We start from the raw sequence: 15,707 nt of genomic DNA, 5'->3' as shown, positions 1-15,707 counted from the left end.
CACTTTCGTTGATTGAAACCCAAACCCAGCAAGGGTTTTCAAATCAAGAAATTGCGGAGCAATTTCTTGATTTGTATTATAGGCGCTCGCCTATTGGCTTAGATAGGTAGAGTTTCTCCAGCTAGTAGACGCTTCGAGGCACTCAGTAATTCTTCTTCGAGGTAGGGCTTAGTGAAGTAACCCTTTGCCCCAAGCTGAATAGCTGACTGACGATGGCGATCGGCTCCTCGTGAAGTTAACATAGCCACAGGAATCTCTTTCAGTCGAGAATCCTTTTGTAATCTCGACAGTAGATCTAATCCATCCATGCGAGGCATTTCAATATCGCAGAAGATCATGTCGCAAGGAAGACCAGCGCGGAGTTTTTCCCATGCATCCTGACCATCCTTGGCTTGTTCCACACGATAGCCAACTTTTGCGAAGGTCAACGATAGTAGCTCTCGTACCGTAATCGAATCATCAACAATCAGTACAGTCGGATCGACAGCCACATCTTCTTCGACAGTTGGCTGGATCGTGACACCCGAAGTTGAAGGACGTAACCTGCCACTAGCAATGTCAAATAATTCCAACACATTAGCGATCGCCATAACTCGACCATCCCCTAAAACGGTTGCCCCTGCAATTCCTGCAGGTTGCGGAATGGGTCCCTCAAGTTGCTTGATTACGATTTCGTATTCACCAAGGAATTGATCAACCTGTAGGGCAAGATAACTAGTGTCATTGCGAAGAATAATAATGCAAAGTTCATCATTTTCTTGCTTACCATAGATGCTGCTGCGACTGAGGTGACGGCTATAGGAGAGCAAATTGGAAAGATGTTGGAATGGCAAAATCGTATCGCGCCAAGGTAAGCAGGGTTGACCTTTTTCGTTAAGTACAATCTGACTCTGTGGGACTTCCACCATATCCTCAAAGCCATCAACGGGGAACGCAATCCGAGCGCGATCGCTAATGCAGAACATCGCCTTAGAAATACTCAGGGTAAGCGGTAGGCGAATTGTAAAGGTAGTACCCTTACCAACCACTGATTCCACAATAATTACGCCACGAATATCATCTAGACAGGTTTTGACCACATCTAAACCAACCCCGCGTCCTTTAAATTCATCGGCTTGAGCCGCAGTACTAAATCCAGGCTCAAATAGCAAAGAATAAACTTCAGTGTCATTGAGGCGATCAACTTCAGCTTGCGATCGCACTCCCTTCGCAACAGCGCTTTTCTTCACTTTTTCGGTACTAATGCCCGCACCATCATCACTGATGGAAATTACAGTTTGGTTACCTTGGTGGTAGGCTCTTACGGTCAGTCTACCAGTTGCTGATTTACCAGCCGCTTGACGAGTAGCAGGTTCTTCTAAACCATGATCGATCGCATTATTCACAAGGTGCGTTAGTGGATCGGTCAAAGATTCCAGAATCGCTTTGTCGATTAGAGTCTCACGCCCAAAAATTTCTAGCTCCGCCTGTTTGCCAGTTTTGAGAGCGCGATCGCGAATACCTCTAGGCAAGCGATCGGCAATTTGCGCGAAGGGAACCATGCGCGATTGTTTCAAATCGTCTTGAACTTGAGTGGTAATCGTGCCTAACTGGCGAGTTACCTGATCTGTCTCACCAACCACGAACTCAATGTCAGAAGCCGACTCACGGACTCGGACAATCAACTCAATGATTTCTTGGGATAAAACGTGGAAAGTATTGTAGCGATCGAACTCAATGCCCTCAAAGTCATTGCTAACAGAACTATGAGAGCTAGCTCCATCACCTGAATATGAGGATGTCTCAAAACTACTACTGAACGAACGCCCACGCCCAGCGGTTAAAGATGCTTCGAGCAAAGAGCGATCATACTGATCACGCATTCTTTGAGATACATCACTTAGCAGTTGGACTTGATGCAATAGGTTTGTAATAAACTGCTGTAGCCTTTCCTGATCCTGTTCCAAAAGGTTGCGGTTTACAACCAATTCCCCAACAAGGTTATTAAGACTGTCTAGGTACTTAACATCAACACGCATCGTCGAGTCAGTTAATCTTTGCTTACGAGCAACTGCGGGTTGACGTGCAGGAGCTTTAGTTTTGATTGGTCCGACATCTTTGGCAAAAGCACTCTGGAGCATATTCTCCAACTCGTCAAAGTCATCAGTGGAACTTGCTGGTGCGCTGGTAGGAGTAGTCCCTAAACTATTTGTTGTGCCAGAGTCATCAAAGCGACCAGAGTCCCCCAAAAGAGCTTCTAATTCATCAAAATCCATATCATCAGAATTCACTGAAGACTGAGCATTAATAACAGTTTCTGTAATTTGATTGTTGAAGGTTGTGCCATTTCCATCATTAATATCATTTGGTATATTCACAGAACTACCAATCATCGCTTCCAAATCATCGAAGTCGAAGTTATCATCAATCCCGTTCAGTTCTTCAGTTTGCAATTGATGCTCAGGTGATAGATTGTCCGTTTCTGGCTCTTGAGTAAGCGCATAATTCAATACTTCGGAATGCTCTTCGTTTAAGGTTTCAAATTCATTGAATTCACCAAAACTAAGGGGTTCATCAATGGCTAGGTTTTCACTTACAACTTCTTCTGGCATCTGTAACAAACTTACTTCAGAATCGTCATCACCTTGGAAGAAATCCACCAAACTATCAATAGTTGTTTGTACTGGAGTGTCATTATCTTCAATAATAAGATCTTCTTGATTGTCTGCCAATTCTGTTGACACTGATTCTAGAGATTCGTATTCAAAGTCTTGGTCTGATGTACTTCCAAAATCATTGATATCATCACTTTGAGTTAGCGATCTATTCTGATCAAAGTTAAAATCATTTTCTAGAACAGTTAAATCTTCTTCACCAGCATTAGCAAATAAATTTGCCATATCAGAGTCATCAGAAGAATCGATTTGCTCGAATAGTTCCCTTTCAGAGTCATCAGAATATACTTCAGCAATACTCTCATTTATGTCTAATGTTGACAAGAATTCAGAATTAGCATCTTGAGTAACATCAAAATCAATAAAGTCTTCTGTCTGCTCTTCGTATCTATCGACTGTATCAACTATAGCAATATCATCAAACTCATTGCTATCAGTGAGAGCATTGCCAAATTCATCATTGATGTCTTCAGTAGATAGAATTTCAGGTTCTTCTGAGTCTGCAAAGAAATCACCGAGATCATCAGTGCTGGTTAATTCAGCAGCAATTTCATCACTTTCAGGAATATCGCTAGTGCGAATTTCAGGCTCTTCAGAATCTGCGAAGAAATCACCTAAATCATCGGTGCTAGTTAATTCAGCAGCAATTGTATCGCTATCAGGAAACTCTTCTGAGTCTGCAAAGAAATCACCGAGATCATCAGTGCTGGTTAATTCAGCAGCAATTTCATCACTTTCAGGAATATCGCTAGTGCGAATTTCAGGTTCTTCCGAATCTGCGAAGAAACCACCTAAATCATCGGTGCTAGTTAATTCAGCAGAGTAATCAACTGATTCAGCGAAAACATCTAACTCATTATTCACATCACCAGAAACTTCAAGCTCTTCGGTAGGATTAAAGAAATCGCCCAGATCGTCATCAGTACTATCTAATTCTTGATCAAAACTATCAACAACACCTTGATCAAAACTATCAAAACTATTATTGATATCGTTAGTGATAGCTTCAGGGTCTTCAGAATATCCATCAGCAAAGAAATCATCTAATTGATTACCTTGCTCAGCAAAACTGACTGACTCACTAGCTAAATCGCTATCTATGCCACCAATTAGTTCAGGTTCTTCGGATTCCTCAGAGTTAAAGAAATCACCCAAATCATCAGTGTTAGTAAATTCATCAATATCATTGACAACATCATAGATATCTGTAGCAACTACAGGTTCGTCAACTTCTGCGAAGAAATCACCCAAGTCGTCAGTGTTGGTCAATTCAGCGATCGCTTCAGAAATGTTTTCTCCCTCCTCAGATTCTGCAAAGAAGTTATTGAGATCACTAGCATCATGAATTGCTTCATCAATTTCATTTTCTTCAGTGAAATCAACAAAATTTGATGTAGAGACATCTTCTACTACAGCATCGAAGCTATCATCTAATTCAGCATTATTGATAGTAGAAATTTGCTCTTCTATAAACTCACCACTTTCATTAATAAAGTCAAGATTATCGATAATATCTGAACTGTCAGTTGCAGCTATTAAGAAGTCATCAGGATTTTCATCGACTGTAATATCGGATGTGCTTGCCGACTCTCCTTTCCCTAAAGGAGCAACAGGTTCATCAAATTCATCATTATCAAACCCTAGTTCATCAAATAAATTCAATCCAGTCGTATCAATTCCATCAAAGTTGTTGTTTTCTGATATCGTCTCTACATGATCACTAGATTCGATAGTTTCAGAATCTTCAAAGAATTTATCAATATCAGAATTAGACTCTTCATCATTAACTATGTTTGGAGTTGATTCCAAAAGCATTTCATCAAGATTTTCATCGATCGCAAAGGGCTCATCAAGCAAATTCATGCCCTCTTCCGAAAAAGTCAAGGCAAATGGCTCATCGCTAGGATCATCGTTATCATCACTAGCCGCATTTTCATTCATTGCGAGTGCCGCAAAATACTCCTCACTAGACAGGGGCTGAGACTCGTCCGTATCAGCAAGTCCACTATCTATAAACTGTTCAGTAGATGCTGTCTGATCTGGTAATTGAGAAAAATCAATATCATCAATATTGAATTCACTAACATCAATGTTGTCATTAATATTGTCATTGTTGACATCACCGTTGAAATCTAGATCACTATCATTAAAATCATTAAACTGATCATTGATTGCGATCGCATCATCAATTTGAGAATCACTGATTTGTTCGACAATATCCATACCTAAATCAGCATCACCTAAATCCACATCCAATTGGTCTTCTAAGGACTCCTCAGGAGCAAAATCATCTGGGAATAAAGTATCTAGGCTTGACTGCTCACTATCACTATCTAAAGTAAACTCAGAACTAATTCCTGAAACAATATCACTCGCTTGTTGCCATGAATCATCAAGATCATCAGGGAATAGAGAGTTACTGGTATCTTCAGCCACAGAATCTTGGGTGGAAAAATCTCCAAAGAGCTGATCAATTCTAGATTGCTCACTATTTAGATTAGGAACTGTTGAGTCATTATTGTCAGAATTATCGTCAAGCAAATCAGCAAATTCATCTTGACTGTCTGAAGTTGTAGTGACTCCATGGTTTGCTATATTCGTTTCATTGGATTCGATATCTTCCCAAGCAGCATCAAAATCAATATCATCATTCTCAAACAAAATTGCTAGAGATTTTAATTCTGAAGCTCCAACTTTCGGCCCGTCAATATGCTGATTTTCGGTGATTTCATATTCGCCATCCATCCAATCCATTTGGTTGTCTTGGATATCTTCTGTCAAATCAAATGATTCTTCATTGACCTGATCAGCAAATAGATCGATATCTACATCTGGATTCGTACCTATATCTAGATCCTTAGTAGTGGATATATCAGCATCAACCTCAAAATCATCTACCATCGAGTCTTCGCCCATATCCCCAGATGCAGTAGTAAAAATTGTACTAACTTCATCATCCTCTGGCTCCGAAAATCGATAAGGCAATAGATTTTGGAGTTGTAATGACACGCCAATTTCTGATTCCCGATTTGAGAGAACTAGATCTTGGGCTTCTTTTAGCTCTCGAATCAAGATCGGAGCAAGGGTACGATATGAGTTATTAGGCTGAGCGATCGCATTTTTAATTTGAGTAACTAAATTAGTCCAATTTCGCAAATCAAATTTGTTGCCAATCTCTTGGAAGTAATTGCAAACTGCTTGTAACTGCGATCGGCTTTCTGCATTATCTGTCGCTCGAAACAATTGCAGCATATCTCGCATTTTAGTCGTGATTTCTTTCTGAAATACCGACTGCTGAGAAACAACTACTGGCTGTGGCTGAGAAATAATTTCTGGTTCGTGACTATATGTTTCAACGGAAATTTTCCCATCAGTATCTGACACTAACTGATTTAGATAGGATTCCAACTCTGCAAATACAGGCTTAACGCGATTATTGGTTTCAATAGTTAACTCGTCAGATATTTTGTAACCACCTTGCAACTCATCTAGAAGTTCTGACAAGGGATCAAATCCAGCTAACAACAAACTTTTTAAGCGCTCATCAACAGTTATTTGCGAATTTTCTTTGAGGATTTTGAAAAAGTCTTCTAATCGGTGAGCAACATGCTGAATACTCCCGACTCCCAACATGGCAGCGCCGCCCTTAATCGAGTGAGCAGCACGAAAAAGCTCATTAATAGATTCGGAATCATTTAAAACATCTTGCAAGTTTAATACGCCTTGCTCAATGGTCTGAAGATGTTCGCGAGCTTCTTCGATGAAGTAGCCCATGATTCGCTGCTGTTGTTGTTCCGAGTTCATGACAGAATCCTCTCAATGATTAGGGTGTGAGTAGCATAGCTAGAAGGTAATAATCCTAACGAACTCCCGTTGTTTTATCACCCGAATCAACGCGGAATCGTTCCACAGAATCTTGTAGGCTGCGGGCAACACCTACGAGATTTTGTAGTGAAGCTGACACCCTTTGAGACTCTTGCGAAGTTTCTTGAGCGGTCAACTCAACTGATTGCATAACTTGCGATACTGTCCTTGAAGTCTCGGTTTGTTTAACTGTATCTTCAGTAATGGATAGTACCAAAGTTTCAATGCGATGGGAAACTTGGATGATGTCTGTGAGTGATTGACGCGCCTGTTCAGCACGTTTTGTCCCATCAATAACCTGTTGTGTACCGACTTCCATCGCTTGTTGCACGTTACTAGTTTCACTCTGAATTTGCAATACGATTTGTTCGATTTCTTTAGATGCTTTCGCAGCGCGGTCGGCAAGTTGTCGAACTTCGTCCGCAACGATCGCAAAACCACGACCTGCATCACCCGCTCTTGCTGCTTCAATACTAGCGTTAAGTGCGAGTAAGTTCGTCCGCGAAGCAATCTGCGAAATTAAACCTACAATCTTAGAAATTTCCTGTGAGGATTCGCCCAAGCGTTTTACCTTGCGAGTAGTTTCCGCAACCGTTTCGCGAATGTCCAAAATACCTGCTACGGTGCGTTCTACGGCATCACCGCCCTTGATCGCTGTTTCAGAAGCAAGTTTTGCAACTTGATCCGCCTCACGCGCGCTTTCAGCTACACGCTGAATCGATTCGGTCATCATTTGTACTGAGTTTAGGGTAACGCTTAACTCTTCAGCTTGACGTAATGCGTCTGAAGACAAACTTCGGGCGAATGCTTCATTTTCGCGAGAGCTTTCGTTTACCTGACGCGCCGCAATTTTTACTTGGTTAACAATTTCGCGCAGGTTTTGAATCGTGAGGTTAAAGGAGTCAGCAACCGCGCCAAGTACGTCGGCAGTCACCTCAGCCTGTACAGTCAAGTCACCTCGCGCTGCGCCTTCTACGTCATCAAGTAAGCGGATTACCTGACGTTGTAAATCTTCTTTAGCTTGTTCTTGTTCAGCAGCTTTGCGCTGGGCTTCCGTGGTATTAGAGACAATCGACTGAATCATCTGGTTAAAGCTTGTGGCAAGTCTACCAAACTCATCTTCACTATAAACAGTGGCGCGGGGACTCATATCACCACGAATAACTGCCTCAAACTGAGCTTGTAAGTTAGCAGTTGACTGATCAATCAGTCTCGAAGAGCGTTTGCCTAGTCCCCAAGCGATCGCCCCACTTGCCAATGCGGCTGCACCACCCATCATCCAACCTGTATTCCGCACTTGCTCCCGTGAGCTTTTATCAGAGATTGAACCTGTGGCGAAGTTTGTAACTATCCCTGCGGCAACCATGGCAACAACCCCTGCGGCGATCGCCGTGATCACACTCTTAGTCTTAAGCGGCATATTATCAAAAGGAGAAAATAAACCACCTTGTTCAGATGATTCGGTGACAATATCAGCACCTGCTCTCTTTGCACCCACTGGTGTATTAATTGCTCCTAGCCCAAATAGCTCAGCCTCATTTTCTGTTTGGTTAAATCTTGCAGCCGAGATATCTTGATTAGCTAATGATGTTGTATTTGACCGGCCCGAAGTTGTAAAGTCTTGATTCCCAAAATCATTCATAGATCGGTCTGAAGCCATCTGTGTCGCTTCAGAATCACCAAATGAACTTGAAAAAGATGATTCACTAATGTCATCAAAATCATCAAATTCATCCATAAAGACAACATCGGTATCCGCAGTCATATTCCCTGAAGAATTGCTAGATTTATAACTAGAATTAAAACTTGACTCTCCTGTAAGCTGAGTTTCCGCACCATAACTGTACTGACTGGAACCATTCATTGAAGTATCAGAACTAAAATCTTCAAAATCAAAATCATCAGTACGATTTGAGCCAGTGCTTTGGCCACCACTATCATCGGTAGACCAAGATCCCTGCATATAGGTCGATTGGTTATAGGTATTATCTTCGTAAGCGTATTGCTGATTACCAAATTCGCTAGGTGCGCCGCCAATACCCCCTAAACCATAGCTATCATCATTTATATCTAGTCTTTCTTTGGCGGCTGCAATACCACTATGGGCATATTCCAAAATTGAGTTGTCGTCGGTCAAATGTAAAACAGTTTCATATTCACCAATTGAATCTTGATAACGCTCTAGGGCAAGATTGATATGGGCATGAAGTAGACGATACATGGGATCGCTAGGGCAGACTTTAACCAGTTCCTGTGTCAATTTACCAGCTTGGCTGTAGTCTCCTTGCATATAGGCTAAGGAAGCCTTTTCGTATTCTTTTTGATATTGTGTACTTGATGCCATTTGCTTTCTCCTAAAATCCCTAAAGTCTCTGCCATTTGCGCGAAATCATCTTGAAATTACTTTATCTAGGATGCCCACCGTGCTGATCGTAAAATATTGACTTGATCTAGCAGCTTGAGGGGCTCGCTATCTTCCATTATCCACTCACCTTTGATAAACGGAGCCATACTGTCAGAGCTATTTCTAGAGACATTGAGTTGTGAAGAATCAAGCCAAGCCATTACGCCAATTTGTTCTACCGCTAAACCTAACATCATGCCCTGATCTTCGATCGCAATAATTGAAATTTCTGCGCGATCAGTATTAACTGGGGGAGCCTCTCCCAAAAATTGACCGAGATCTCCTACCCAAACTACTCTACCCCGAATATTCACTGTACCTAGCAGCAGTGGGGAAACATTGGGCATGGGGTTGATCCGATCTGGAGCATATTCCAAAACTTGACTGACTCCAATTGCAGGTAAAGCAAACTCAATTCCAGAAGCCACAAAAAATCTTAAGTGCAGCTCGCCTTCTGGAGCTTCGATGCCTTGATCAAAGTCTGTAGCCTGATCTTGTCCGATGCCAGGGAAGAATTCTTGGTTTCCTACCATAATTTGAGGATCTCTACCTTGCAAAATAGCAAATTTTAAGTGTCTTCAAGTTTTAAAAACTAAACTGAAAAATAAACATTGAGAACATTGAGCAAATATTAAAGTATTGATGTTAACTAACAGCCATTAAATAATCAAGAATTGTCTACACTTTTAGCATTCTTCGTGAAATTCTTAAGCTTTTCTAAGTAACTGCTTTACAGTGCCTACTAGTTCTTGAGGCTGAAATGGCTTAGCTATATAGGCATCAGCACCTTGCTTCATTCCCCAGTAGCGATCAAATTCTTCACCTTTAGATGAACACATTACGACGGGAACGCGCTCAGTTTTAGGATCAGTTTTAATACGACGACATAGCTCGTAGCCATTCATGCGGGGCATGACAATGTCCATAACTACGATGTCTGGGCAACTGCCTTGCATTTGCTCTAGTGCTTCCACACCATCACCTGCGGTCTTAACTGTTAAGCCACTACCTTTGAGTAAGTCCTCAATCATTTCTCTTTGTGTCACGCTGTCTTCAACCACCAGAACTGTACTCATACATGAATGCCCCGATAGGATTCTTCCACTAGCAACTCACCAAACAAATATATTAGGGTTAATATGATTGGCATTTTGCTTTGCCCATCTTAAATTTTAAGTTAGCGCTTAATTATTTATTAAACTGTTCATATTTTAGTCTTCTCCGATATAGAGATGTAATAGTAGAGCCGAAAGTCAAGACACAAAATAGCATGTATAGGGCTTTGCTCTCCTATTAAAGCCAAAATAATTTTTAAATTTCTGGGTAAGTTGCCCTGTATGTAATACCAATTCACAAAAGTGTGACGAAATTTTGTGCATTAAATCTAAAACTCATACAGGGCTATACCAAAACACGCAATAGCGTAGCCATTTTGTGTTTTGGTATAGCCCATATAATAGCTGTCACCATTTGTATTAAGACAAATCAACCCTAAGGATCAAGTTGCGGCACAACTTGATCCTTAGGGTTTGCCCGACGGGAGTTTAATATAGCCACTTGCGGCGAAATGACGTTATAACAACGGTGCTTTTAAGTTAAGTAACACGATCAAGGGTGCGATATTGAACTGCCTCAGCTACATGGACTACTTGAATATTTTCAGCATTGGCGAGATCGGCAATTGTGCGGGATACTTTGAGAATGCGATCAGTTGCGCGAGCAGATAAACCTAAACGCTTAATTGCTGACTCTAACAAGTCACGGGAAGGGTTGTCTAGTTGGCACCATTGCCGCAAATGTCTAGACTGCATCTGAGCATTGCAATTTACTTTAGCCTCTTTTTGAAAGCGGGTTTGTTGAATTTTGCGGGAAGCTTGGACTCTATCTTTCACAGCACTGGAGGTTTCCCCCTCTGGCGATCGCGTCATTTCTTCAGGTTTCAACCTTGCCACAGTTACTTGCAAGTCAATGCGATCCATCAATGGTCCTGAAAGTTTTGCCCAATACTGCTCACGCTGACGGGGTGTGCAAGTACAAGGCTGTACCGAATCACCATAATATCCACACTGGCAGGGATTTGTACTAGCAACAAGGGTAAATTGGGCTGGAAATGTAACCGATTGACGAGTACGGGAAATACTCACAAAGCCATCTTCTAGGGGTTGGCGCAAAAATTCTAATACGTCCCGCTTAAACTCTGTTAATTCGTCCAGAAACAAGATCCCGTTTGTGGCAAGCGTAATCTCTCCAGGTCGGGGAAAGCTCCCACCACCAACTAGCGAGGGACCAGAGGCAGAATGATGGGGACTGCGAAAGGGGCGATCGCTTACTAAACCTTTACCTTTTAATAGACCAGCCACAGAATGAATTCTAGTTACTTCTAGGGCTTCATCAAAATTCATATTGGGCAAAATGCTTGGTAGCCTCCTTGCTAATAGGGTTTTTCCCGATCCAGGGGGACCCACAAAAATTAGATTATGCCCACCTGCGGCAGCAATTTCTAAAGCGCGACGAGCATGTTGCTGCCCTTTAACATCTTTAAGATCTAGCTTAAACTCGCTTTCATGCCATTTCAACTCAGGATTAGCAACTATTGGCGGATATTTGTCGGGGTGTGCTAGAAAATCACCTACCTCGGTGATACTTTGTAAGCCATATACTGCTAAACCTTTAACTAGAGCTGCTTCTTGAGCGTTTTCCTTGGGAACAATAATCCCAACCATACCTAGACGTTGAGCGGCAGCCGCAATTGGCAACACACCTGAAACAGGTCTCAATGATCCATCAAGGGAAACTTCGCCCAAGAATAAATGATCGCCCAATAGCTGTGGATCGACCTGTTCAGAGGCAGCTAAAATGCCAATGCTAATTGGTAAGTCAAAAATAGGTCCTTCTTTACGTAGATCGGCAGGAGTAAGATTGATGACAATCTTCCGCATAGGAAAAGCGTAGCCCGCATTTTTGATCGCAGCTTTAACCCTTTCTCGGCTTTCTTGCACTGCGGTATCGGGTAATCCCACTAAGGTAATCCCTGGTAATCCTCCCGATACATCGACTTCCACCCCCACTTGGATGGCATCGATGCCTAAAATTGCTGCACTCCAAACCCTTGCTAGCACTTGTTACCTATCGCAGTAAGACTTAACAAAATCTCAATTAATCAAGATTATCATATGTAAATTTACTATGACTTGTATATTGTTACGATCTCTACAATCTCTTAGATTTATCTTAAATTCATCAATCAGTGGCTTTATTAAAATCCAAGTATTGAGATCTAGTTAACAATTTAATATTTTTAATATTCTGAGAAGCTAAGGGATCGCCCATTAACCTCTTGTAGCTCTATAGTGTGCTCATGCACTAAGGGAATTGAGTCATGAAAGGACTCATTTAATAAGGAATTGAAATCATCTGTAGGTTGCCAAGATGGCTCAAAAGGATGGGCTGCTAGACTACAAGCATTCCATGCGGGACTGACAGGAACATCTAACTTTTCACAAAACCCGCCCCTTCTTCCTTCAGGATTGTAGTGCTGACACAATCGACAAGCTGTAACTGAGTTACCTGAAGAGTTCATATATCTTAAATTTGACTTTGCCAAATTTACTAAAAATTTTTATTAATTAATATAATTATGTAGGGTGAGAATTGGGGATAAATCAGGCTCTAACCTTTACTTAGAGTTAGGTTCAGCGATCCCGAACAAGGCATAAATTTAACAATGTCTTAACTGATTCCTGTAATGCTTTGATGACAATCTTTTTGAGCATTATCAAAATACAAATTGGCTATTGTAATAGTTAAGAAAATATATAGATATTTTTTATTTGTATTTAATATAAGTGTTTATACTCAAAACATACTTATACAAAAACATAAAGTGGCTACGCCACTTTGTGTTTTTGTATAGCTATAGCCACCTGTATCAGGACAAATCAAAACCCAAATAGTTTGAGGCTGCGTGAAGCGCAGCCTCAAACTATTTGGGTTTTATGTCCTAACAAAAATGGCAACATCTATTAACTGTCGTCAAGTGGACTGGGAACTGCCATCCAAGAAGAGAGGGGCAGAGATTGGCTCCGTCCCTCTCTTTTTGGAATAGCTGCAAGTCAGGACTCCTTATTTCAAAGCAATCTTTTTAGGTGTTAGTGCATCTTTGGGTTTGCAAAGATGATCAGGTAAAGCTGAGCCTGATGGATCAAGTTTGTCGGCTAGATTTGGATATTTAATCCGACCGTGGTTACGCTCTTGCCAGACCTTGATAAATACAGGCGCTATTCGATCTAAATCTTCCCAAGTCAATGAACAATCTTTGAGTTGACCATCATCCCATCGAGCTTGAAAAATCCTCATGAGTAAGCTCTTAGCGGCTTCAAGGGTTGTATCTGTTCCAAGCGATCGCAGGGCGGCTTCACAGGCATCCGCTAACATCACAATTCCTGTTTCACGCGATTGAGGTATCGGTCCAACATAGCGAAAGTCTGACTCAACAATATGCTGCGATCGCTTTTGGGCTTGGCAATAAAAATAGGTAATCGTAATCGTGCCTTGATGCTCTGGAATAAATGCTTGCAGCATTTCAGGGAGATGATATTTTTGAGCTAGTTTAATACCACCTGAAACATGTTCTTTGACAATTTGAGCGCTTTCCCAAGGATCATTAAGAATATCGTGAGGATTAGGCTGCCCCATTTGATTTTCGATGAAATATTCAGGGCGAAGAGTTTTGCCAATATCGTGATAAAGCGTACCAGTGCGTACTAAGGCTGTATCAGCTCCTAGTTCACGGGCGGCAGCTTCAGCAAGATTTGCCACAAATAAAGTGTGCTGAAAAGTTCCAGGGGTTTCTGTGACTAGGCGGCGCAGTAAAGGGCGATCCAGGTTCGCTAGCTCCGCTAGACGAAATGGGGTTAATGCATAAGAAATATGTTCTAAATAAGGAATCGCGCCAAGGGCAACGATCGCGGCAATTAGTCCGCCCGAGGAATACTGAAGGGCTGTGATGGCGATCAGCACTGGTGGTGTGGAGCCAGCAATAATGGCAATCGCAATATATACAGCCGCTTGTAAAAAGCCGACCAATAGTCCTGTTGCAGCTAGATGAGATCGCGTTAGAGGGCGATTAGTAATCACCGCAGCGACAATTGAGCCAATGATGATCGGCACAAGAGCTAGTAAGTCAGAGCTAATCGCGATCGCTAGTAAGATTGAGGTGAGACAGGTGACAAGAACTGCAAGGCGAGAACTATAAAAACTACCAATGATTAAACTCATACTTGCTAATGGCAGAAATACGAGCATGTTCGGAGCCATCACCACGGTCGCTAAAGCACTACCTGTACAGATAATGCCAAGCACCAAAATATCTTTGATATGTAATTTGACTTTGAGTAAATATTGCCATCGTCGGTTGGCATAGCCAAATATGGCAAAGCAGAGCGCTGTAGTTGTGACCATCAAGACCAATCCCTTTAGATTGACTTGTCTTTGAGTCATTTTGAGTTCATCTAAAATAACAAATTGCCGCTCAGTAATTTTCTCGCCACCTTTTACAATTAAATCACCAGCTTTCAGCGAAATCCTTTGTGTCTGAACCGATTCAGATGCTTTAATTGCTCTTTCAGTTGTACCTACATAGTCAATTGTCATATTTGGCTTGACTGTGGCACCGAGCAAAGCGATCGACATAGCTCGATGCTCTTCATTGGTTGGCAAATTGCTCAGATTCGTTAACCGTTTTTGCAGCATGTCATCGGGCAATCCAGCCACAATCCCTGTGGACTGGACATCGATCAATGCTTGCCGCGTCAGTTTCTTGCAGTTTTCCCATTCTTCATTGGTCATTTCCAAGAGACGATCGCGAAACATCGCAGGTCCTTTGGTTGCTTTCTCCTGAGTCATCGCATAGGCTTTGCGAATCTCAGTCACAGTATTGATCAGCTTTTGATAGTCTTGGGGAAGAGCATTAATTTTGTATAGAGTTAGCTCAGCCAATGCTACGGATGGGGCTTCTTTATCTCTATTGATAAAACCTGATATAGCAGTCTGATTATTGACATTAGCAGCAAGTCGATTAGCCCTATCTTGTAACTGCAACCACTCAAAATCTGGTATTCGTCTAAAATATCGTTGCACGTCATCGCTCAAAATTTGGCGATCAACGTAAGGTAAACTACCAGACGATATCCTCAGGTTATCACCTACTTGCAGAAGTTCTTCTAGGTGCTTGATAGCATTAGCATCAATCTCAGGATTACTACGATAGATAGGTATTACTTGTTGTTTAGCTAGTTCTTTTGCCTGTTTAGTTGCCTCAATGTCTGTAGCTACTATCGTTCTAGGCGATCTTAGATCTTGATCAACAAATGTACCTATTCCTAAGCGCGGCTCAGAATAAAACCTAACGCTGAGTGTTGAGATCAGGCAGACAAAGGTAATTCCTATAACTGCTCTACCAGACCACTTGCGAGAAATGTTGTGGGTTGTTTCTGGGAGCAAAGATGAATGGTTGGGAGCAATTCCCATAGTTTAATTACTCTAGTTAAAATGTTTCGTAAAAACAAATGCAGTTTCAGGTTGCAATCTAAGAGATCTCATGTAGATTCTAGATGTACCAGATCTCTAAGGTGAATATCAATCAAAAAACTTAAAATCTGTCCTTTGTCTTTTGAAAAGCAGTGATACAAAACTGAAAAACATTTTAAGTCTAGAACCTAGGACTTATGCAAATTCACGCTATAAATCCTGCAATGTATTTATATTGAAGTCACAAAGCACTCATA

Annotated in this window: 7 protein-coding genes; all 7 read right to left on the bottom strand. The window is 41.6% G+C overall.

Features of this window, described 5'->3' with window-relative positions; all coding sequences use genetic code 11:
- Positions 1–98: 98 nt before the first annotated feature.
- Positions 99–6,458, bottom strand: a complete 6,360-nt coding sequence (locus tag ABM313_RS00795) for a response regulator (protein WP_434685810.1) — start codon at positions 6,456–6,458, stop codon at positions 99–101.
- Positions 6,459–6,513: 55 nt separating this feature from the next.
- Positions 6,514–8,862, bottom strand: a complete 2,349-nt coding sequence (locus tag ABM313_RS00790) for a methyl-accepting chemotaxis protein (RefSeq protein WP_434685809.1) — start codon at positions 8,860–8,862, stop codon at positions 6,514–6,516.
- 65 nt (positions 8,863–8,927) lie between these two features.
- Complete coding sequence (locus ABM313_RS00785) at positions 8,928–9,455, bottom strand: chemotaxis protein CheW (protein ID WP_434685807.1); 528 nt, start codon at positions 9,453–9,455, stop codon at positions 8,928–8,930.
- A gap of 174 nt (positions 9,456–9,629) precedes the next feature.
- The gene (locus ABM313_RS00780; protein WP_434685806.1) at positions 9,630–9,998 is read right to left on the bottom strand and encodes a response regulator transcription factor; all 369 of its coding nucleotides are present in this window, start codon (positions 9,996–9,998) and stop codon (positions 9,630–9,632) included.
- A 519-nt stretch (positions 9,999–10,517) separates the two neighbouring features.
- Complete coding sequence (locus ABM313_RS00775) at positions 10,518–12,041, bottom strand: YifB family Mg chelatase-like AAA ATPase (protein WP_434685805.1); 1,524 nt, start codon at positions 12,039–12,041, stop codon at positions 10,518–10,520.
- A 179-nt stretch (positions 12,042–12,220) separates the two neighbouring features.
- Positions 12,221–12,502: a hypothetical protein gene (locus ABM313_RS00770; RefSeq protein ID WP_434685804.1), complete on the bottom strand. Its 282-nt coding sequence runs from the start codon at positions 12,500–12,502 to the stop codon at positions 12,221–12,223.
- Between the two features lie 542 nt (positions 12,503–13,044).
- A complete protein-coding gene (locus tag ABM313_RS00765) occupies positions 13,045–15,450 on the bottom strand; it encodes an HD family phosphohydrolase (RefSeq protein WP_434685803.1) in 2,406 nt (801 codons plus the stop codon).
- Positions 15,451–15,707 lie beyond the last annotated feature (257 nt).

The organism is Pseudanabaena minima str. Chao 2107, assembly GCF_051131155.1.
Lineage (GTDB): Bacteria > Cyanobacteriota > Cyanobacteriia > Pseudanabaenales > Pseudanabaenaceae > Pseudanabaena > Pseudanabaena minima.
The sequence above is the reverse complement of the archived record's forward strand: the minus strand, read 5'-3'. Positions and strand labels throughout refer to the sequence as shown.